The organism is Edwardsiella hoshinae NBRC 105699 = ATCC 33379, assembly GCF_000474215.1.
Classification (GTDB): Bacteria; Pseudomonadota; Gammaproteobacteria; order Enterobacterales; family Enterobacteriaceae; genus Edwardsiella; species Edwardsiella hoshinae.
In genome coordinates, this window is sequence record NZ_BAUC01000013.1 from 47977 (window position 1) to 69238 (window position 21262).

Genomic DNA, 21262 nt, shown 5'->3' on the forward strand with positions numbered 1-21262 from the left:
ATGCGACATACAGGCTGGGAGGTGCTATGCAGCGCTGGTTTATTTTATTAGCCTCAGGGGTCATTCTGTGCCAAGTGTCTTATATCAATATCTGGAGCCTGTTCCAGCAACCCCTGCTCGCCTATATCCCAGGATCGACCATTTCCCAAGTCGTACTGGTCTACTCACTCCTGCTGATTTTTATTGGGCTGACGGCGCCCTTTGCCGGGCGGATGATGGACAAGTTTGGGCCGCGCATCGTCATCAGCGGAGGGTGCGCCGCATGGGCGCTGGCCTGGTATCTGGCCTCATTCTCTAGCCAGATGTGGCACCTGTATCTTACTGCCGGGATCCTGGCGGGGATTGCCGATGGCTTTATCTACACCAACTGCGTGGTCAACGTGGTGCGCTGGTTTCCGGATAAAAAAGGACTGGCCGGCGGCGTCATCGTCGCTTTCGCATCGCTGGGTCCTTTCATTTGGAAACCGATCGCGATGGCCTACTTCGATCCGAGCCACCCCACCGCATTCTACGCGCTTTCGGCGCTGATCTTCCTGCTAACCATGGTACTGCTGGCGCTGTTTCTTTCTGCGCCGCCCACCGACTATCAACCAGCGAGCAGCCGCCAAGGAAACGGGGCACCGCCATCCGCGCCGCTCAACACCCCCTCGATTTCCCCCAAGGGAATGGTGCGCGACCCGGCCTTCTATGTGGTGTTTCCCACCTTTAGCTTGGCAGTCGGTTCCGGCGCGGTGATGGTGGGACATTCGGTCGCTATCGCGGTCAATCAGTTGGGGCTAGACTTGGCCGATGCCGCCTCAACGGTCACCGTATTCGCCTTGTTTAATCTGGCCGGGCGCCTACTCTGGGGAGCGCTCTCTGATCGCTTCGGCCGCTTTATCTGCCAAGCAGCCATCTTTGCCCTCTACTGCCTTGGCGCCTTGGCGCTGATGCGCGCCGACACCTACCTGCTCTTCATGGCGGGCTGCGCCACTTTCGCCCTGTGTTGGGGCGGCTCCTACGCCATCTATCCGGCCATGATCTCGGAGCTGTGGGGCAGTCAGCATCTGGGCGTCAACTACGGCATTCTGTACCTGCTGGGGCCGGCGAGCGGCAGCCTGATCTTTCCGCGTATAGCAGCACAGGCCTACGAACAATCCGGCTCCTATGCCCAGGCCTACTACGCTATTATCGTTATCGCCCTGATCAGCCTCGTCGGCATGCTATGGTTGCAGAGGCAATACAAAAGGACACGGTTACACAAACAGAAGGAATGCGTTTAATAAGTTGTATTTATTGAAAATATTAAAATAACTGGCGGTTGTGGGCGCGATCATAAAGCAACAGAAAAGCGTTATCGCCCAGAAAGGGGCTTTGTTACCCTGCCTTGCAGGATATCTCCGCATAGGCTGGGGGCTATATGCCAAAGCACCTCTCCGACACGATCTCATCCGCCCCAGCCATCGCTGCGGAGGTAGACTTAGTCGCGCTGCTCGCTGATCAGTGTATGAATGAATGGCTAATACAGATGGTCGAGCTGGGAGCCAGCATCGCCATCCTCGACCCTCATTTACACCTGCAACATGCGGTCGGCACGCATATACTTCCCCATGCCTGGCAGCCCGGTGTTATTGCGGCAAGCGCCGCTAGCCAGATCAGCGACGCGCATCCCGTAGCCTGGATCCCCCCAGGGAAACACAACTTGGCCTGTCTACGCGATTGGGCTAGCTATGCCTGGCTTCATCCCCCCTCTCACGCTACGCCACGTGCCATCCTCTGTGTCCTGTTACCCAAGCGGTTATATTCACCGATGTTTTTACTTATGATGCACCACTTTCGCTACAACCTCAGCCAAGCAAACGCCAGCGCAGCAAGAGCCAGCAGCGCTGCCACAATACAACAGGATGATGCGGTAGATGGTCTGATCGGTAACGCGCCCGCGTTCCTATTAGCCAAAAATACGATGCTGCGTGTCGCCCGTGGTGACAGCTCTATTATGTTGAGTGGAGAAAGCGGCAGTGGTAAAGAGCTCTTCGCCCGGGCGATCCATCGCCACAGCCCGCGCGCCGCCCGTCCCTTTGTCGCCATCAATTGTAGCGCGATCCCCAGCAGCCTGATCAGCAGCGAACTCTTCGGCTATCGCGACGGTGCCTTCACCGGTGCTCGGCGCGGCGGTGCCAGCGGCCAATTTGAGTCGGCCAACGGCGGAACGCTGCTGCTGGATGAAATCGGTGAGCTGCCGCTGGATGCCCAGGCCATCCTGTTGCGTGTACTGGAGGAGCGCTCGGTGGTGCGTCTGGGCGATCACCGCGCCATTCCCATCGATGTCCGCATCATTACCGCCACCAATCGTGACTTACAGCAAATGGTGCGGGAGCATACCTTTCGCCAGGATCTCTATTACCGGTTAAATGTCATTACTATCATGTTGCCCCCCTTGCGCCAGCGCCTACAGGATATTCCTTTGCTCGCCCACTTTTTTCTCCAACGCCTAAGTCATCGCCAACACCGCCCCGTCACCGCCATTGATGCTGATGCCATGGCACGCCTGTGTGCCTACCATTGGCCTGGCAATATCCGCCAATTACGCAACGCGATTGAATGGGGGATCAACTTTGCCGAAGGCACCACACTGCGTAGCCACGACTTACCGCCAGAACTTAACCAACCGGACACGGATAGCGAAGCCGCAGAAAGGAACGCCTCTAGCTATGAAGCCTGGGAGCGGCGTCAGATATATGCCCTGATGCAGCGCTATCGCGCTAATAAGACACGCATCGCCCAGGTTCTAGGCATTTCCCGCAGCACGCTATATAAAAAAATCCGCCATTACGGATTGTAATGGCGGATTGATCCTTCAGCACAGGCCGCCCTTGCGGCCCATCATGCCACTTACGGCAACAGTGAAGGCTGGTCGGCTCCCTCTTTCTCCACCTTCTGCTGCAACATGTGCTCGCGCTTCATGCCCAGCTTCAGCGCCAACGCGGACGCGACGTAAATGGAGGAGATGGTACCGATGGAGACCCCGATCAGCATGGTCAGAGAGAAGCCTTTCAGCATCGCGCCGCCGAAAACGTACAGGCAGAGTACCACCACCAAGGTCGTTGCCGAGGTCATGATGGTACGGCTCAGGGTCTGGGTCAGCGAGACGTTCACGATCTCGTACGGTGTACCGCGGCGGATCTTGCGGAAGTTCTCACGAATACGGTCAGAGACCACGATGCTGTCGTTGAGCGAGTAACCGATCACTGACATCAGCGATGCCACGATGGTCAGGTCGATCTCAATGTGGAACAACGACAGTACCCCAAGCGTAATCACCACATCGTGCGCCAATGCCAGCACCGCACCGAGCGCCAGACGCCACTCGAAACGGAAGCCGACGTAGATCAGGATACTGATCAGCGCCACCAGCAGCGCCATGCCGCCGGCCTGCGCCAAATCGCTGCCCACGCTCGGCCCGACGAACTCGATACGCTTGACGGAGGCATCCCCTTGGATGACCTGCTTGACCACCGCCACGACATGATTGCCCAGTTCCTGGCCTTGGTTGCCGCTGATCGGCGCCATGCGGATCATGATGTCACGACTGCTGCCGAAGTTCTGCACCACCGGCTCGTCGAAGCCGGACTTGACCAAAGCCGCACGCATCGCATTGAGATCCGGGGCTTTCTCCACCGTCAGCTCAATCACCGTCCCGCCGGTGAAGTCCAGTCCCCAGTTGAAGCCCTTCACGTACATCACCAGGCAGGACGCCAGCAGCAGCAACCCGGAGATAGTGAAGGCAACGTAGTCCCAGCGCATAAAGTCGATGACTTTACGCCCGTGGTTCAGTTGTTCAACGCTATAATCTTGTGCCATTCCCTACCCCTTAGATAGACAGCTTGTTGATGCGCTTGCCGCCGTACAGCAGGTTGACAATGGCGCGCGTACCGACAATGGCGGTAAACATCGAGGTCGCCACACCGATAGCCGTAGTGATGGCGAAGCCCTTGATGGAGCCGGTACCCACGGCGTACAGGATCACGGCGGTGATCAGCGTGGTCACGTTGGCGTCGATGATACTGGAGAACGCGCCCTTGTAGCCCTCATGGATCGCCTGCTGCACGGTTCGCCCGTTGCGCAGCTCCTCCTTGATACGCTCGTTGATCAACACGTTGGCATCCACCGCCACCGCCAAGGTCAACACGATCCCCGCGATGCCTGGCATGGTCAGGGTTGCCCCCGGTAGCAGCGACATTACCCCGACGATCATCACCAGGTTAGCCAGCAGCGCCGTGGTGGCGATCAGGCCAAACTTCTTGTAGAACACCACCATGAAGATGATGGAGGCCACCAGACCCCATAGGCAGGCTTCCAGCCCCTGTTGGATGTTCTGCATCCCTAGGGTTGGGCCGATCGTCCGCTCTTCCACGATCTGGATCGGCGCGATCAGCGCACCGGCACGCAACAGCAAGGAGAGCTGACGCGCCTCGGCAGGGTTGTCGATGCCGGTGATACGGAAGCTGTTCCCCAGACGCGACTGGATCGTGGCGACGTTGATCACTTCTTCCTGTTTCACCAGAATCGGCTTGCCGTTAGCATCTTTCTTACCGCTGTCCTTATACTCCACGAACAGGGTGGCCATCGGCTTACCGATGTTATCCTTAGTGAAGTTGGACATGGTGCTACCGCCGGCGCTATCGAGAGAGATATTCACCTGCGGGCGGTTGAACTCATCCTGGCTGGAGGTCGAGTCGGTAATATGGTCACCGGTCAAGATCACCCGCTTATACAGTACCACCGGACGACCGTCACGGGTGTACTTCACTTCGGAGTCGCCCGGAACACGGCCGCTCGCAGCGGCCTGCGCATCCACGTTGCTGTTCACCAGACGGAATTCCAAGGTGGCGGTTGCCCCGAGGATCTCTTTGGCGCGCGCGGTGTCTTGAATACCCGGCAGTTCGACGACGATGCGGTCAGCGCCCTGACGCTGCACCAGCGGCTCGGCGACACCCAGTTGGTTCACACGGTTACGGAGGATGTTAATGTTCTGCTGTACCGCATATTCGCGGGCTTCGCGCAGACGATCATCGCTCATCACCGCTTTCAGCGTGGTATCGCCCACGTTGCTGAACACCAGATCGCGATGGCGTGACGACAGATAGTCATTCGCCTGGCTACGCGCCGCGGCATCACGGAAATGGATTTCTACCCCACCGCTGGCGGGATCGGGCAGCTTACGAATGGTAGAATAGGCGATGCCTTTCTCACGCAGATCGCTGCGCAGCGTATCCATGGTCTGCTCTTGCAACTTGCTCAGCGCAGTGTCCATGTCTACCTGCATCAAGAAATGCACGCCACCACGCAGGTCGAGACCCAGCTTCATCGGCTCGGCGCCGATCATCTCCATCCACTTCGGCGTAGCGGGAGCCAGGTTCAGCGCCACAACATATTTGTCACCCAGCGTGTCGACCAGCGCCTCACGCGCCCGCAGCTGAATGTCGGTATCAGTAAAGCGTGCCAGGATGGCACCATTTTCCAGCGCAATGGATTTGCTGGGGATATGCTGCTTTTCCAGCACATCACGGACTTGGACCAGTGTTGACTCACTGGCGGCGACACCGCGCGCGCCAGTGATTTGAACAGCCGGATCCTCGCCATAAAGGTTAGGGAGCGCATATAGCAGACCGATGACCAACGCCACGATCAGCATGATGTACTTCCACAAAGGATAACGGTTTAACACGGCAGTTCCCTTAGGGAAAATCGAAAATTACAGCGCTTTCATCGTACCTTTCGGCAGGACAGCGGTCACGAAGTCACGCTTGATGATCACTTCGGTAGTGTCATTCAGCGCAATGGCGATGTAGCCGGTTTCAGCCACTTTGGTCACCCGGCCAATCAGACCACCGTTGGTCAACACCTCGTCACCCTTACCGATGGAATCCATCAGTTTCTTATGTTCCTTGGCGCGTTTTTGCTGCGGACGCAGGATCATAAAGTAGAAAATCAGGCCGAATACCACCAGCATGATCACCAGAGAGTACGGACTACCCTGCGCCGGAGCCCCTGCAGATGCAACAGCGTCAGAAATGAATAAACTCATCGAAATATCCCTCATTAATTACTATAGATAGCAACAACACACTGCCAAAGCACTGTAAGTGCATTAAATCGGCCAGATCCATTTCCCGACCGACCTAACTTTTTCACGCTACCGGCCCCTCCTTTCGCCCGCAGGCGATCAGGAGGCGGCGGCGTCGCCCAACGGTGGAACCGTGCAACCACGGCGGCCATAAAACTCGGCCACAAACGTCTCTAATTTACCTTCCTCGATAGCCTGGCGTAAACCTGCCATCAGACGCTGGTAGTAACGTAGGTTATGGATGGTGTTCAAGCGGGCACCCAGAATTTCGTTACAACGGTCGAGATGATGCAAGTAGGCACGGCTATAATTGCGACAGGTGTAACAATCGCACTCCGCATCCAGCGGGCGTGTATCCTCTTTGTATTTCGCATTACGGATTTTCACCACCCCGCCGGTGACGAAGAGATGGCCGTTGCGCGCATTGCGCGTCGGCATCACGCAGTCAAACATATCGATGCCGCGACGTACCCCCTCCACCAGATCTTCCGGCTTACCGACGCCCATCAGATAGCGCGGCTTATCCTGCGGGATCATCGGGCAGACATGCTCCAAAATACGATGCATGTCCTCTTTGGGTTCCCCCACCGCGAGGCCGCCCACAGCGTAACCATCAAAGCCGATCTCTACCAGCCCTTTTAATGATACATCTCGTAAATCTTCGTAAACACTGCCCTGAATGATACCGAACAGCGCATTCTTATTACCCAGCTCGTCGAAGCGCTGACGGCTACGTTTCGCCCAACGCAGCGACATCTCCATCGAACGCTTGGCATAATCCCAATCCGCCGGATAAGGCGTACACTCGTCAAAGATCATCACGATGTCGGAGCCGAGATCATACTGGATCTCCATCGACTTCTCAGGACTGAGAAATATCGGCGAGCCGTTGATCGGGTTACGGAAGTAAACGCCTTCCTCCTTGATCTTACGCATCGCGCCCAGGCTGAACACCTGAAAACCGCCGGAGTCGGTCAGGATTGGCCCCGGCCACTGCATGAAGTCATGCAGATCGCCGTGCAGTTTCATGATCTCCTGTCCCGGACGCAGCCACAGGTGGAAAGTATTGCCCAGCAGGATCTGTGCGCCGGTCTGCGCCACCTCCTCCGGCGTCATCCCCTTCACCGTGCCATAAGTTCCCACCGGCATAAATGCTGGGGTCTCGACCACACCGCGTTCGAAAATCAGGCGGCCACGACGCGCGCGCCCATCCGTAGTGACTAACTCGTACTTCACATAAACCTCCGTCATCAGAAAGACAGTCTGATGGTGTCATGCCCTTGCGGCATTCCCGACGCAGCGGGAAACCGACTTGCTGGCACCGCTCGGCGCCGCGTTGAGGCGAAAAATGACCCGCCGCATGGGGCGGGCCGCGTCATGATCAGGCTGAGGTGATGCACTCCTGCTCAGCCTGGGGATTACGGGTAATATACATGGCATCCCCGTAACTAAAGAAACGATATTGCTGCGCCACTGCCTCGTGGTAGGCATTCAAGGTATGGCGATAACCCGCGAAGGCCGAAACCAGCATGATCAATGTAGACTCCGGCAGGTGGAAGTTGGTGATCAGAGCATCAATCACCTGATAGTGATAGCCCGGATAGATAAAGATCTGGGTATCATCGAAGAAAGGCGCGATCAAGGCCGACTGGCTGGCCGCCGCCGCGCTCTCTAACGAGCGCACCGAGGTGGTACCGACCGCAATCACGCGATTACCCCGCGCCTTGCACGCCAGCACCGCATCCACCACCTCCTGCGGCACTTCGGCGTACTCGGAGTGCATGATGTGATCTTCGATGCTTTCGACCCGCACCGGCTGGAACGTGCCCGCCCCGACATGCAGGGTGACGAAAGCCATCTCTACCCCTTTGGCGCGCAGGCGGTCGAGCAGCGGCTGATCGAAATGCAGGCCGGCCGTCGGAGCCGCCACCGCCCCCGGGCGTGTGCTGTATACCGTCTGATAGAGTTCGCGATCCGCATGTTCGTCTGGACGATCAATATAGGGCGGCAGCGGCATATGACCGACGGCGTTGAGGATAGTCAACACATCGCGCTCATCCTCGAATCCCAATTCAAATAAGGTATCGTGACGCGCCAACATCGTGGCACGGATCTCCTCATTGTCGCCCAGCAACAATTCAGCGCCCGGCTTCGGCGCCTTGGAGGCACGCACATGTGCCAATACGCGTGCGCGATCCAGCACCCGCTCGACCAAGACTTCGATCTTACCGCCGCTGGCCTTACGGCCAAACAGACGCGCCGGGATCACCCGGGTATTGTTGAAGACCAACAGATCGCCTGGCTGGAGTTTGTCGACGATGTCCGTGAATACCCCGTGCTCCAGCTTACCCGTCGGCCCATCCAACGACAGCAAACGGCAGGCGCTACGCTGTGCTTGAGGATAACGGGCGATCAGTTCATCGGGCAGTTCGAAGGTAAAGTCAGAGACACGCATGATTTAGGTTCACTATATAATTGACAGTAATACGCCGAAGACAAGCGGCTTAGTCTAGAGCCGGCGGCGATAGGCTGCAACCGCAGATACCGCCCCAAGGCAAATTAGCGTGCAAAACCAACGCGCGCTGGCTCCGTACACGCCGCTCCCTTATACTCGGCGGATGAATTTTCTGGCCCATCTCCACCTCGCCGCCTTGGCGGACAGCTCGCTGCTCGGCAATCTGCTGGCCGACTTTGTGCGCGGCGATCCGCAGCCCTATTACGATGATGTCGTCTGTGCCGGCATCCGCATGCATCGCCGCGTCGACCGCATCACGGATGGGCTGCCGCAAGTGCGCGCCGCGCGGGCTTGGTTTAGCGCCGAGTGCCGGCGCATCGCCCCAATCACCCTGGATATCGTCTGGGATCACTTCCTGGCCCGCGATTGGACACGTCTAGAGCCGAATCAACCGTTGGCGCACTTTGTCGCGCATGCCGCGCGCACCATCCAACCCCAACTGGACGCGACCCCCGCAAGCTTTCAGCACCTCAATCATCATCTGTGGCAGGAGCGCTGGCTACAGCGATACGCCGAATTGCCCTTCCTGGCCCGCGTGCTGAATGGCATGGCGCAACGCCGTCCTCGCCTGGCCGCCCTGAGCGGCTCTTTTCGCGATATCGAACGCCACTATGCCCAGTTCGAGCGGCAATTCTGGGATTTCTATCCGCAAATGATGCAACAAGCGCGAGAGCGCACACTGTAATCTATGCCTGACATCGAAAGGACATATTGATAACAAAATTCACACAGAAAGGATTGCTAAAATACGACATTGCGTTATGGTTTTAGCACTGTCAGGCCTAGATTTACTGTAATCTGGCCATTGCGCGTAAAAGATGATTGGCGCAGGCTATCATATCGATTGGTGTTTCACGCTTTATTTACAAACATCGACTTCGTATAGTTGTCGCCAGTTAAAGATTATATAACCTATTGAATACTATTTAACGGGAGTTATTATGGTCCTGGTTTCTCGTCAAGCACCTGACTTTACCGCTGCCGCCGTGATGGGTAACGGCGAAATCGTTGATAAATTCAACTTCAAAGCCTTCACCCAGGGTAAACCGGTTGTAGTGTTCTTCTGGCCGATGGACTTCACCTTCGTCTGCCCGTCAGAACTGATCGCTTTCGATCACCGTTATAAAGAATTCCAGGCTCGTGGCGTCGAAGTCGTCGGCGTCTCCATGGACTCTGAGTTCGTCCACAACGCCTGGCGTAAAACCCCGGTCGATAAGGGCGGTATCGGCGAAGTCCAGTACCCGCTGGTTGCCGACGTGAAGCATGAAATCATGCGTGCCTATGGCATCGAGCATCCGGAAGAAGGCGTCGCACTGCGCGGCTCTTTCCTGATCGACAAAGAGGGTATCGTACGTCACCAGGTGGTCAACGATCTGCCGCTGGGACGTAACGTCGATGAAATGCTGCGCATGGTCGACGCCATGCAGTTCCACGAAGAGCACGGCGATGTTTGCCCGGCTCAGTGGGAAAAAGGCAAAGCTGGCATGGGTGCCTCACCGGACGGTGTCGCGAAATACCTGACTGAAAACGCCGACCAGCTGTAATCTACGCGCCTCACGCGATGAAAAAGCGGCCAGATGGCCGCTTTTTTTATCGTTGTCGCCTGGGCGAATCAGCGCCGCAGCAGCCACAGGCTGGCACTCTCCGCGGGCAGGTCGAGTGCCATCATCTGCGCGCCGACTTCAAGCTGTCCCTCGCCGCAGAGTCTCTGCCAGGGGCCATGGGGCAACAGAGGGGTATACGGCAAGGTTAGCGCTCCCCGCCCCGCACGCTGAATGGCGATCAGCAGATGTTCATCCTGCCACTGGCGTATAAACAGCAACGACTCGTCATCGGCATGGATCACCCGGCAGCCCCCGCGGCGTAGCGCAGTATGCTGCTTACGCAGCGCCGCCAAGCGGCGACATAGCGCCAGCAAGGTGCTGTCCCAACTGACGTCATCCCAGGGAAAGGGCGCGCGACAATAGGGATCGTTGTCGCCCGCTAGGCCGATCTCGTCGCCGTAGTAGAGGCAGGGCACGCCGATCCAAGTAAACAGCCAGGTCAGTGCCAAGTGCATCCGAGCGCGATTCCCGTGCAACAGGGTAAGGAAACGGGCAGTATCGTGGCTATCCAACTGATTAAACTGGCATAACTGTTGCTGTTGACTCAGCCCGGCGCGATAGCGTTCCATCCACTCGGCACACTCGGCCGCCGTCAGACGTATCGCTTGATAGGCAACATCTTTACCGGCCAGAAAGGCGCGCAACGGTAAGGCGAATCCCATGTAATTCATCGCCCCATCCTCGACGCCGGCCTGTAACCAGCGGCGCGCATCAGCAAAGTGTTCACCTAACACATAGCCCTGCGGGTTCTCCTCTTTCACGGCCTGATAAATCCCTGCCAGATGCGTGAGGTTAGCGCGCGCACTGCCTCCCTCGCCCAGCATATGGATCACATCTAAGCGCCAACCGTCGATGGCATAGGGCGGACGTAACCAATGACGAACCACGCTATCGGCACCGCGATAGATGCTATCGACCACCCGAGGACTGGCATAATCCAGCTTGGGCAAGGATGCCTGGCCCTTCCAGCCCAGCGCCTGCCCCGCACTATCGAAGGTGTAACGCTCGCGCTGCGGCGATTCGGGATGATGACAGGCGCCATCATCACCCTGACGCGGGCGATCAAACCAGGGATGGGTATCACCGGTATGATTGAAGACGCCATCCAGTACCAGGCGCATGCCGGCATGCTGCGTCGCCTGGCGCAGACGGATCAACGCCGCCTCCCCGCCCAAGCGGACATCGACATGGTAATAGTCGGCGGTATCATATTTATGGTTGCTCGGCGCGCTGAAGATGGGATTGAGGTATAAGGCATCGACCCCTAATGCCTGGAGGTAGGGCAAGCGCTCGACAATGCCGTCGAGATCGCCGCCGTAGCAGGTATAGCCATCCGTCGCCGCATCGATCGGCGCATCCCAGGCGCGCAGTCCCTCCGCCTGCGCATCCCGGGCACCGCTGGTACGAGCGAAACGGTCGGGAAATATCTGGTAGAACACGCGATCGGCCACCCAGTCGGGATAGGGTGAGGGCTCACTGACAGCGAATTGCTCCATCTGTCCCGGTGGCGTCGTCTGGAGACCGTTAGGCGTCATCCAGCACTGGCGATCGTCCCACACCAGCTTAAAGCAGTAACGGCGCAACGCCTCCCCCTCCGTTAGCGTTAAACGGGCGCGGTATATGGCGTAGGGCGGCTGCCGCCGCAGGCGCATCGCCAGCAACCACTCTTCATTATCCGGCTCACAGCGCAGCAAGACCTGTCGCGGCAGCGCCGTTCCCGCCAACCACAAGCTCACCTCCAACGCCTCTCCACACCGGCGCACATAGGGTGCGACCGGCAAATGCCAGGCATTCAACATACTTCCCTCTCCCTTTTCGCTCAGATATGTCGATCATGGCAGCGCTTTCCCGCGCTACCTCCTCTATTCTGCCTTTTTCTAGGGATGAGCGCGGGGGAGGAGAAACAATAATATGCGAGAGTTTTTTGTAAGCCTGTGTCAAGTAAAGAGAAAATTGGTTGACTGATGCAAAACAGCCGTTAGCCTATGCGCAAGGATACTATCCCTCTATTCCCCCACGATGCATCATGAGAAAAGAAAGGAGCCTGCATGCAAAAAATAGTGATGCGCTGGCTGGAACAGTTCGGCCTTGAATTCACCCACCTGACCTCGCTGGTACTGGTGCTGAGCCTGATTGTCGTGACGGCGGTGGTCATCCATCTGCTGTTACATCGCCTATTACTCTCGCGCCTGCGCCGCCGCGGCCTACAGAGTGAAAACATGTGGCTCAAGGTTCTCACGCAGCACAACTTATTTCATCGCCTGGCCCTGTTGTTTCAAGGGGTGATCGTCAACCTCCAGGCCGTCTTCTGGCTTCACCCCGGCACCGATGCCGGCAATGCGCTGATCATCGCCGCCCAGCTGTGGATCCTGCTGTATGCCCTGCTCTCGCTCTTCTCCCTGCTCGACATCCTGTTAGATCTGTCGCATCAGTTGGCGGTCGCCACCCAGTTACCGCTGCGCGGCATCTTCCAAGGAACCAAGCTGCTGGCGGCCATCATCATCGGCATCTTGATGATCTCGCTGCTGATGGGCCAGTCGCCCATCCTGCTGATCAGTGGCCTGGGCGCTATGGCTGCCGTGCTAATGTTGGTCTTTAAAGATCCCATCCTCGGTTTAGTGGCCGGCATTCAGCTCTCCGCCAACGATATGCTACGCCTCGGTGATTGGTTGGAGATGCCCAAGTATGGCGCCGACGGCGCGGTGATCGACATCGGCCTGACCACGGTAAAGGTGCGTAACTGGGATAACACCATCACCACCATCCCAACCTATGCGCTAGTGTCCGACTCCTTCAAGAACTGGCGCGGCATGTCAGAATCCGGAGGGCGGCGTATCAAACGCAGCCTGAATATCGATACCACCAGCATTCGCTTCCTGAGCGACGCAGATCTGGCTTCGCTGCAACGCAGCGTGTTGCTACAACCCTATCTGCACGACAAGACGTTGGAGATCGCCCGCTACAACCAGCAGGTACACAGTGATCTGAGTTCACCGCTCAATGGTCGGCGCATGACCAACCTGGGCACCCTACGCGCCTATCTTCAGGCCTACCTTACTCAACATCCCCGCATCCGTAAGGACATGACGCTGATGGTGCGCCAGTTGGCACCGACCCCCGATGGGCTGCCCATCGAGATCTATGCCTTTACCAACACGGTTGTCTGGGCGGAGTATGAGGCGATCCAGGCGGATATCTTCGATCACACCTTCGCGGTGATTGAGCAATTCGGTTTACGCATTCACCAGACGCCGACCGGCACCGATGTGCGCGCCATCGCGCATCATCTCACCGCGGCGCCGACGCGCAACTTTACCGCCGATTGACAGTTAGCGACGTAGATGTATCGGCCAGTAACAAATCTCAGCCATCCCTCTCACAATATGAATGCGGGGTTTCCGCCCCGCCGTGACTGGGATACAACGGTCTCGCACGTTTTTAACCGGGAGAGTTTGTTGTGTTTACACGGCTACGCGCACACCTGCTACCGCTGCTGTCCGCCTTGATCTTGGCGGCCGGCCTGCACAGCGTCGGCGGCGAACGCATGGCACCCGATCGCCTGCACGCCGCCCAACACTATGAAGAAGTGGTCAGTACCCTACACGACGTCCGCGACGCACTACGCCAACGCGTCAACGCGGCCGGACGTGATGAACAAGAGGACAGTCTCGGCGAGGTAATCGCCAGCGATGCTGAGGTTCGCGCCCGCGATCGCCCCGACTAACACACCGTCAAACCAATAAATATCCTCTGGCATAGCCGGAGGTTTCTCGGATGCGCCTGTATCAGCAGGCGGTTCAGGGCATTGAGCCTGTGGATTATGTGATTACAGCTGAACAACGTGAAATTCAGCCGATTAAAGCACAGAGCAAACGCCTGGAGATGGAAAAAGAAATACTAAAGCAAACTGCCATGATGATGAGCGAAATCCCCGGAAAACTATCGCGTTAATCACACGGCAGAAAGCAAAGTGGCCCGAGCTGATCGTTGTCATTTATTCGGTATTCACCGTAGCGTTTATTATGCGCAGGTGAAGCGAACGGTTAATGTGCAACAGATTGAGAAACAGGCTATTCCTGTGTCCTGATGTTGTGATGTTGTGATGTTGTGATGTTGTGATGTTGTGATCCACTACAGTATCTACGTAGTATCCACGACACCAGAACGCCCTGTTCCTGTGTGTAAAATTCAGATCCCCAAACTGCGGATACACCGTCAGACTGCTTTTCCCTTTCAGCTCCCCCATAAAGCCGGATACGCGCATTTGGAGCGGGATTTCCACAAGCATATGGATATGATCGGCGCAACATTCCGCTGCCAGGAGCCGTACGCTTTCCCACTCGCACCGCTTTCTTACGGTGCTGCCTATTGCTCTGCGTTTCTCTCCGTAGAACACCTGCCTTCGCTAGTTTGGCGCAAAAATGATGTGATATTTACCGTTCCCTCGGAGGGGCGCTAAGCACTTCTCGTTCCCCCTTAGGCCCCCTGTTGATTTCTTGTTGCACGTTTGCCGTTGCCAGACCGCAAGACGTTTTAACAAATCAAAAGGGGGTTAATGACTGGCTCCACGCTGAAAACTTTCCGGAATCCCCAGCCTAGCAGGGGGCGATAGACAAAAAAACGGAGCCGTTCGGCTCCGTTTTTTTACCCATGCTGCGGCCTAGCAGCCACCGGACATCACTCCTCGGGGGGTAAGGACTGCTGCAAATCCGGCGTCATCGGACGACGCACGAAACGGTAGCCGACCAGCAACGCCAAGATCCAGATAGCGCCCGCGTACAGCGAGATGCGCGTATCCGGGAAATAGCCGATCAACGCGATGATGAAGGCCAGGAACAGAATACCCAGCAATGAGGTGTAGATCCCCCCCCGCAATGGAAAATCCAGCGCCTTTACCTGCGCCGGAGTCAGCCCACGGCGAAAGGCGATCTGCGACAACAAGATCATGATCCACACCCACACCGTCGCGAAGGTCGCCAAGGAGGCGATCACCAGGAAGACGCCCTGCGGCATGATGTAGTTCAGGTAGACCGCCACCAGCAACGCCAGCACCATCACCACCACCGTGACCCAAGGGATCCCGTGGCGCGACACCCGGGCAAACATCTGCGGCGCATGCCCCTGCTGCGCCATGCCGTGTAGCATACGCCCAACGCCGAACACATCGCTGTTGATCGCCGACAGTGAGGCGGTGATCACCACGAAGTTCAGTATCCCTGCCGCCACAGTGATCCCCAGATGCTGAAAGGTCAGCACGAAGGGGCTGCCCTGCGTGCCCACCTGATTCCAGGGATAGATAGACATGATGACAAACAGCGTACCGACATAGAACACCAGGATACGCAGCGGCACCGAGTTGATCGCCTTGGGAATAGCGGTCTTCGGATTGGCTGCCTCACCGGCGGTGATGCCGATGATCTCAATCCCACCGTAGGCGAACATCACCAGCTGCAACGACAATATCATTCCCATCACGCCGTGGCTGAAGAAACCGCCATGGCTCCACAAGTTGGCGATCCCGGTCGGCTGGCCGCCGTTGCCGATCCCCCAAATGATGATGCCGAACCCCGCCAGGATCATTACCACGATGGTGGCGACCTTGAAGAAGGAGAACCAAAACTCCAATTCGCCGAAGACCCGCACACTCATCAGGTTGACCGCGCCGATGATCAACACCACGCTTAACACCCAGATCCAGTGGGGCACCGCCGGAAACCAGACGCCCATGTAAATACCGAACGCCGTCACATCGGCGATAGCGACGATCAAGATCTCGAAGCAATAGGTCCAGCCCGTGATATAGCCGGCCATCGGCCCCAGGTAGTCTTGCGCATAACGCGAGAAAGAGCTGGCCTGCGGATTATTGACCGACATCTCCCCCAACGCGCGCATAATGATAAACGCCGCAATACCGCCGATCAGGTAGGCCAGCAGCACGCTGGGCCCCGCCATCTTGATGGCATCGGCCGACCCGTAGAACAGGCCGGTGCCAATCGCCGACCCCAATGCCATAAAACGGATATGGCGCGCATTCAGCCCCCGTTTTAACTTATTGGCTTGTTGTTGCATCTTGTTAGTTACCCATCTCGCCGGTCAAAAAAACACGGGCGTATGCCCGTGCTAAAATTTTTGTGTGATTATAGGGTGAGCGCCGGATGAGTTCACCTCATCAACTGTAACAATTTCATGACGGCCCCCGTTACGGTGAGCTTACGACGGCATCACCTGCTGACGCGCGCCGCGCACACGGTCATACAACCCCGCCAGCACCATCATCGCCAACGACGGCGGCAACCAGGCCAACCCCTGTTGCGCCAGCGGCAACTGCTCGATCCAGGCCGGGAGTTGCACCGCCAGTGCCGACGACTTAACGGCGTCCAGAATACCGAACAGTAGGCTGACGACCATCACCGGTTTGAATACCCGCGGCGCACTACACCACCAGCGGCGGGTAAAGCTCAACACCACCAACACGATGCACGGCGGGTAGATGGCGGTCAGCACCGGAATCGAAATCTGGATCAACAGGCTCAACCCCAGGTTGGAGACCACCATCGAGAACAATCCCAAGATGAAGACCAGGCTACGGTAGCTAAGCGGCAGATGCTCGGCGAAAAACTCGGCGCAGGCGCAAGTCAGGCCGACCGCCGTTACCATACAGGCGATAAAGATCAACGCCGCCAGGAAAATCGATCCCATATTGCCAAAGGTATGCTGCACGTAGGCATGCAGGATCACCGCGCCATTCTGCGCCCCCGGCACCAACATCCCACTATCTGAGCCCAGCTTAAACAGGCTCAGGTAGACCAGCGTTAAACCGATGCCGGCGATCAGCCCGGCCCAGATGGTGTAACGCGTCAACAAGCGTGCATCGCTGACGCCGCGTGAACGCGCCGCGTTGACGATGACGATGCCGAACACCATCGCCCCTAAGGTATCCATCGTCAGGTAACCATTGATAAAACCACTGGAGAACGGGATCTGGCGATACACCTCGGTGGCGGGAGCGAAGTCGCCCGCCGGCCAAACCAGCGCGGAGATCCCCAGCATCGCCAGGGCCACGATCTTCAGCGGAGCCAGGACGTGACCGACGGTATCCAACAACTTGCCCGGGTAGAGCGAGATACCGATCACCAACACGAAATAGATCAGGCTGTATACCAGCAGCGGCAATGCCCCTTCGCCGCTCAGCGGCGCGATGCCGACTTCAAAGGAAACGGTCGTCGTACGCGGGATGGCAAACAGCGGCCCCACCGCCAGATAGGCGAGAGTCGCCAGCAACAGCCCGGCGCGACGGCCAAGCGGCGAGCTGAGGGTATCGATGCCACCGCCGACCTTCGCCAGCGCCACCACCGTCGCCACCGGTAGGCCGACCGCGGTGATCAGGAAGCCCAGAGCCGCAATCCAGACATGTTCGCCGGATTGCAGTCCGACCATCGGCGGGAAAATAATGTTGCCCGCGCCGACAAACAGCGCGAAGGTCATAAATCCTAGCGCCAGGATATCTTTAGAGGTTAAACGATGCGTCATAATAGGATGTTGTGTTGCCTTAATTCTTAGGATATATCCGCTGCTCGACGCGAGGGCGGCCGACGGCACGCCGCGCTGTTCGGCAGCATGGTTGATATCGCGGGGGAAAAATCCTTGCGGATGACAAACGAGACCACGCTCGGGAGTCTGGGGGAGCTTACCACAGAATCGCGCCAGGGCAGCACTTCACCCGAGTCCCTACGGCGCATTCACATCCACACACACCACGCCGCGGCGCGATCGTGCTGCCCTCGGCCAACACCGCACAGCCCTGTCGCCCCTTGCCAACGGCGACATCTCCGATCGTCATCCACGGTAAGCGCAGCATGGCGACAACGGTGACAGTAAACACGTTAGCGACGGCAAAAGACAAGCACAAAATGCAGCGACGGAATCATCGTCCAGAGAAACATATTAGCCTAGAGAATGATTTGGAGTTATCTCAGGATAACCATAGATAAATTGCCCCGTGGGCAGGTCAACCCTGCGGTCAGGCGGACAAAAAAGGGACGATAGCCAGGATTTTCCGCTATTATCGCCGCCGCCCGCCTGCCGTCGACGATCCCCCTTGATAACACCGCGCTGGCAGGCAATCATCGAGAAATTATGCCATGTCTCACGCAGTAAAATCCGTACTCCTCCTCATTAGCACAACAGTTCACTACACAACGCTATTATGCTGTCCCCTCATCGGCGGGCAACAGCGCCGTCAATGACACCGCCTGGCCGATGTCCCCTCCCTGGAGCGCATCGACGCCCAGTTGCCTCAGGCACTGGCCCTGTTCCTCGCTCTCCACCGCCCGCGCCACCACACGCTGGCGCCGGCGATGTGCCACCTGGCACAACGCCGCCACAATGTGCCGCTCCTGCGAGTCGGGCTGCACACGGCGACTCAGCGATGGAGCCATCAACAGGATATCGGCCTGCGCCTCGCCCGAACGCCCCTCGCCGGCGTGTACGCCATCAATGCCATCGAGGGCGATGTGGCAGCCCATCACGCGTAGGGCCTCCAAGGTCGCGCGCGCGGGCGTCAACGCCGCCAACTCGGCGGCATCGAAAATCAGGATCAACTGCCATGGTTCGATGTGCGTCTGCCTCAGCGTCATCGAAAGCCAGCCCGGCAGCGTCGGCGGGCTCAGGGTAGCGCCAGAGAGGGAAATCGCCACCCGAATCCCCGCTAACGAATGTCGATGGCGGGCAATAAATGCCAACGTCTGCGTGATGATCCAACGATCGAGCGTGCTGCGCAGGCCAAACTCCTCGGCGATGGGCAAGAAACGCTCTGCGGGGATGTTTTTCCCTTGCTCATCCGTCAATGCCAACACGATCTCCTGATAACGCTCCCCGCGGAAACCGACGATCGGTCGGGCCAGTAACGCCAAGCGTTGTTGCTCCAGCGCCTGCTGTAACTGGTGCAACATGCCGCTCTTGCGCGCAATGCCCCGTTGTAGACGACGCTGACTGAGCGCCAGACACTCCACGCGTCCGCTATCCAATGACTGCTCCGCCATCGCACTCAGCTCCCCGATCAGACGGGATAATCCGTCAAACGCCCCCGGCACACGGCAATAACACACGCCATGCTGGCGTTGCAGCGCCAGTCCATTCCACTGCAAACGGAAACGTTGCACCGTCTGTTCGATACGGCGTAGGCTCGCTGACGCGCTTGCTGGTGCCAGGCGAATCAACAGATCATAGCCCGGCAGATGATAGACCAACTCCTCGGCGCTCAACTCGGCGCGCAAGGCCGAAGCCAACCGCTGCTTATAGGCCAGACGAACCTGCATGCCATAAGTGCGGCACAAGGTATCCAGGTTTGCGATACGGACGAAGCAGAGCACTGCGCCGCCATGGCGGCGCAGATCCCGCGCGAGGCAACGCATATTGGGCAGACGTACCACCGGATCGATCATCGCCGCCCGACGCATCTGTTGGTAAAGACGCCGCTGGCGACTGTTGATCGCCGCCATCAAGATCACCGTCAGGCTGAAGACAATCATCAGCGCCGTGATGAAACAGATGTTGCGGCTCAGATCGTCCTGCTCAACATACCCCTCGTAGTTAAACAACAGCACCAACACCGCCGACGACCAGACCAGGGTACTCAGCAGATAGCCATAACGCATGGCGCCGAAAATCATCACCGGCAGCAAAAGGATCAGGGTGTAATCGGTAAACAGGATATTGCCCTGGGCCTGGGCTCGGATACACAACAAGGCGATCATCGCCACGACGACCCCGCCCCAGAGGGGACGTTCCCACGGGGCAACGTCGGCGGCTTGCTCATGGCGGCAACGTTGACGCATCACCCGCCAATAGTGCGGCCGCCGGAACAGACGCAACAGGTGATAATAGAGCGGGGTCGCGGCAAGGACGCCTAAGACCATCGCCTGATAGTTGGTCAACGTACTCAACGAGAAGGGCAGGCGAGCGGTAAAGAAGGGATGACCAGAAAACATCCCCATGGTAACGATGATCTGCGTCAGCAGGATAAACAGCAAAGGAAACATGCCCGCCAGCCAGAAGAGTCGGGGGAGTAACAGTTTCGGCCGCGCCAGGCCGGCGCGCCAACGCTCGCCGCTCTGCAAGGTATAGCCCCAGCAACAGAGCAGCAACGTCAGGCAAAAGGGCCCCCCGACCGCCAACAGCGGCGTCATGCCGTAGGCCAGATAGAGCGTACCTGAAATCGCCACCACGATCGCCGTCAACAGGCGCGTCCCATAGAGGAATAGCAGGGAGAGCGCCGCGGCAGGTAGCAACGCGATCAGATACGCCTGACCATGCGGCAAGATCACCCGCGGCGAGTAAAGAATGCTGAGCGGGATCACCAATAAGGTCAACAGAAGCGGCACGCCCCAGCGTGAACACGACAAGGCAAAGAGTGAGCGATGCTGATCTACTTTCATGGGGCCAAATGAATCACTACACCTTAATGGCTGCACGCAGCAGGAGAAAATAGCGCCTCCGAGGCGACGCCGTGGTTATACTAACTGAAGTATGTGTGATTTTAGCACGAAACGCGGTATGGAAACACGCGGCGGCGAGGGCGGTGACGGTAGTGAAAGGCGCTGGCCTTCACGGCGCTCCGCGGCACGCCCCCGTTTGCCGCGTCGCAACCCGGCCTTTCCCCCATTGACGCCCGCCCATTCCTATGCCTAAATCTCTCTATAATCCTAAGATGAGACCCTACGTTCCAATAATGATGACCCACAAAATGAAACGACGAACCAACATACACATGACACGGATCGTGTTGCTGATCAGCTTTATCATTTTGTTTGGCCGCCTACTGTATGCCTCTATCGGCGCAATCAACCACCACCAAGACCAGCAGCGTCAATCGCTCCCCACCGAACAGACTCACCCCCTCTCGCACAGTGATAGCGGCCCGCGCAACTGACCCCCCCCTTTCTCGGCTTAGCACCCCATTGCGTAGCGCGGCCAAGCACCCGATAATGGCTGATCGCCGTCTGCCCTTTGCCGTTTACCATTTGCTTAGCGCCGAAT

Annotated in this window: 16 protein-coding genes and 2 pseudogenes; 8 read left to right on the forward strand and 10 right to left on the reverse strand. The window is 57.8% G+C overall.

Features of this window, described 5'->3' with window-relative positions:
* Positions 1-26 precede the first annotated feature (26 nt).
* Both EHO01S_RS05805 and EHO01S_RS05810 read left to right on the forward strand, forming a co-directional pair.
* Positions 27-1262, forward strand: a complete 1236-nt coding sequence (locus EHO01S_RS05805; protein WP_024523071.1) for an OFA family MFS transporter — start codon at positions 27-29, stop codon at positions 1260-1262.
* A 224-nt stretch (positions 1263-1486) separates the two neighbouring features.
* Positions 1487-2821, forward strand: a complete 1335-nt coding sequence (locus EHO01S_RS05810; protein WP_232238263.1) for a sigma-54 interaction domain-containing protein — start codon at positions 1487-1489, stop codon at positions 2819-2821.
* 50 nt (positions 2822-2871) lie between these two features.
* Here the strand turns inward: EHO01S_RS05810 and secF are convergent, their stop codons facing one another.
* The 5 genes from secF to queA form a co-directional block, all read right to left on the reverse strand.
* Entirely contained in the window at positions 2872-3840 is a 969-nt protein-coding gene (gene secF, locus EHO01S_RS05815) for a protein translocase subunit SecF (protein WP_024523073.1), read from the reverse strand.
* Positions 3841-3850: 10 nt separating this feature from the next.
* Entirely contained in the window at positions 3851-5707 is a 1857-nt protein-coding gene (gene secD, locus EHO01S_RS05820) for a protein translocase subunit SecD (protein ID WP_024523074.1), read from the reverse strand.
* Between the two features lie 27 nt (positions 5708-5734).
* Positions 5735-6067 carry a preprotein translocase subunit YajC gene (gene yajC, locus EHO01S_RS05825; protein ID WP_005296781.1) on the reverse strand — a complete coding sequence of 111 codons (333 nt, stop codon included), beginning with the start codon at positions 6065-6067 and terminating at the stop codon, positions 5735-5737.
* A gap of 138 nt (positions 6068-6205) precedes the next feature.
* Entirely contained in the window at positions 6206-7342 is a 1137-nt protein-coding gene (tgt, locus tag EHO01S_RS05830) for a tRNA guanosine(34) transglycosylase Tgt (RefSeq protein WP_024523075.1), read from the reverse strand.
* Between the two features lie 145 nt (positions 7343-7487).
* The gene (gene queA / locus EHO01S_RS05835) at positions 7488-8561 is read right to left on the reverse strand and encodes a tRNA preQ1(34) S-adenosylmethionine ribosyltransferase-isomerase QueA (RefSeq protein ID WP_024523076.1); all 1074 of its coding nucleotides are present in this window, start codon (positions 8559-8561) and stop codon (positions 7488-7490) included.
* Positions 8562-8724: 163 nt separating this feature from the next.
* Between queA and EHO01S_RS05840 the strand changes: the two genes are divergently transcribed.
* Both EHO01S_RS05840 and EHO01S_RS05845 read left to right on the forward strand, forming a co-directional pair.
* The gene (locus tag EHO01S_RS05840) at positions 8725-9306 is read left to right on the forward strand and encodes an acyl carrier protein phosphodiesterase (protein ID WP_024523077.1); all 582 of its coding nucleotides are present in this window, start codon (positions 8725-8727) and stop codon (positions 9304-9306) included.
* Between the two features lie 256 nt (positions 9307-9562).
* Positions 9563-10165, forward strand: a complete 603-nt coding sequence (locus EHO01S_RS05845; RefSeq protein ID WP_024523078.1) for a peroxiredoxin C — start codon at positions 9563-9565, stop codon at positions 10163-10165.
* Between the two features lie 68 nt (positions 10166-10233).
* Here EHO01S_RS05845 and malZ read toward each other — a convergent pair whose 3' ends face one another.
* A complete protein-coding gene (malZ, locus tag EHO01S_RS05850) occupies positions 10234-12024 on the reverse strand; it encodes a maltodextrin glucosidase (protein WP_024523079.1) in 1791 nt (596 codons plus the stop codon).
* Positions 12025-12273: 249 nt separating this feature from the next.
* Here malZ and EHO01S_RS05855 point away from each other — a divergent pair, with 249 nt between their 5' ends.
* From EHO01S_RS05855 to EHO01S_RS18830, 3 genes and pseudogenes are all read left to right on the forward strand, one after another.
* The gene (locus tag EHO01S_RS05855; RefSeq protein ID WP_024523080.1) at positions 12274-13551 is read left to right on the forward strand and encodes a mechanosensitive ion channel family protein; all 1278 of its coding nucleotides are present in this window, start codon (positions 12274-12276) and stop codon (positions 13549-13551) included.
* Between the two features lie 131 nt (positions 13552-13682).
* Positions 13683-13949, forward strand: coding sequence for a hypothetical protein (locus tag EHO01S_RS05860; RefSeq protein WP_024523081.1), 267 nt, complete (start codon positions 13683-13685; stop codon positions 13947-13949).
* A gap of 50 nt (positions 13950-13999) precedes the next feature.
* A pseudogene (locus tag EHO01S_RS18830) lies at positions 14000-14288 on the forward strand (IS3-like element ISKpn37 family transposase); the annotation flags it as partial.
* Here the strand turns inward: EHO01S_RS18830 and tnpA are convergent.
* The 4 genes and pseudogenes from tnpA to EHO01S_RS05880 all read right to left on the reverse strand — a co-directional run bounded on the left by tnpA (position 14220) and on the right by EHO01S_RS05880 (position 20661).
* Positions 14220-14651: pseudogene (gene tnpA / locus EHO01S_RS17445) on the reverse strand (IS200/IS605 family transposase). The pseudogenes EHO01S_RS18830 and tnpA overlap by 69 nt on opposite strands.
* A 251-nt stretch (positions 14652-14902) precedes the next feature.
* Positions 14903-16294 (reverse strand): proline-specific permease ProY, encoded by a 1392-nt coding sequence (gene proY, locus EHO01S_RS05870; protein WP_024523083.1) that lies wholly within the window; start codon positions 16292-16294, stop codon positions 14903-14905.
* Positions 16295-16435: 141 nt separating this feature from the next.
* Positions 16436-17755: a branched-chain amino acid transport system II carrier protein gene (brnQ, locus tag EHO01S_RS05875; RefSeq protein ID WP_024523084.1), complete on the reverse strand. Its 1320-nt coding sequence runs from the start codon at positions 17753-17755 to the stop codon at positions 16436-16438.
* A gap of 674 nt (positions 17756-18429) precedes the next feature.
* Positions 18430-20661, reverse strand: coding sequence for an EAL domain-containing protein (locus EHO01S_RS05880; RefSeq protein ID WP_024523085.1), 2232 nt, complete (start codon positions 20659-20661; stop codon positions 18430-18432).
* Between the two features lie 308 nt (positions 20662-20969).
* Between EHO01S_RS05880 and EHO01S_RS17450 the strand changes: the two genes are divergently transcribed.
* A complete protein-coding gene (locus EHO01S_RS17450; RefSeq protein WP_051355199.1) occupies positions 20970-21155 on the forward strand; it encodes a YfgG family protein in 186 nt (61 codons plus the stop codon).
* The last annotated feature ends 107 nt before the right edge of the window (positions 21156-21262 follow it).

What these genes read in the sequence shown, in the direction of transcription:
- yajC (WP_005296781.1), bottom strand. Translation starts at nt 6,067, where the DNA reads ATGAGTTTATTCATTTCTGACGCTGTTGCATCTGCAGGGGCTCCGGCG.
- queA (WP_024523076.1), bottom strand. Translation starts at nt 8,561, where the DNA reads ATGCGTGTCTCTGACTTTACCTTCGAACTGCCCGATGAACTGATCGCC.
- proY (WP_024523083.1), bottom strand. Translation starts at nt 16,294, where the DNA reads ATGCAACAACAAGCCAATAAGTTAAAACGGGGGCTGAATGCGCGCCAT.
- EHO01S_RS05840 (WP_024523077.1), top strand. Translation starts at nt 8,725, where the DNA reads ATGAATTTTCTGGCCCATCTCCACCTCGCCGCCTTGGCGGACAGCTCG.
- EHO01S_RS05855 (WP_024523080.1), top strand. Translation starts at nt 12,274, where the DNA reads ATGCAAAAAATAGTGATGCGCTGGCTGGAACAGTTCGGCCTTGAATTC.
- secF (WP_024523073.1), bottom strand. Translation starts at nt 3,840, where the DNA reads ATGGCACAAGATTATAGCGTTGAACAACTGAACCACGGGCGTAAAGTC.
- brnQ (WP_024523084.1), bottom strand. Translation starts at nt 17,755, where the DNA reads ATGACGCATCGTTTAACCTCTAAAGATATCCTGGCGCTAGGATTTATG.
- EHO01S_RS17450 (WP_051355199.1), top strand. Translation starts at nt 20,970, where the DNA reads ATGAAACGACGAACCAACATACACATGACACGGATCGTGTTGCTGATC.
- EHO01S_RS05810 (WP_232238263.1), top strand. Translation starts at nt 1,487, where the DNA reads ATGAATGAATGGCTAATACAGATGGTCGAGCTGGGAGCCAGCATCGCC.
- EHO01S_RS05880 (WP_024523085.1), bottom strand. Translation starts at nt 20,661, where the DNA reads ATGAAAGTAGATCAGCATCGCTCACTCTTTGCCTTGTCGTGTTCACGC.
- malZ (WP_024523079.1), bottom strand. Translation starts at nt 12,024, where the DNA reads ATGTTGAATGCCTGGCATTTGCCGGTCGCACCCTATGTGCGCCGGTGT.
- EHO01S_RS05805 (WP_024523071.1), top strand. Translation starts at nt 27, where the DNA reads ATGCAGCGCTGGTTTATTTTATTAGCCTCAGGGGTCATTCTGTGCCAA.
- EHO01S_RS05845 (WP_024523078.1), top strand. Translation starts at nt 9,563, where the DNA reads ATGGTCCTGGTTTCTCGTCAAGCACCTGACTTTACCGCTGCCGCCGTG.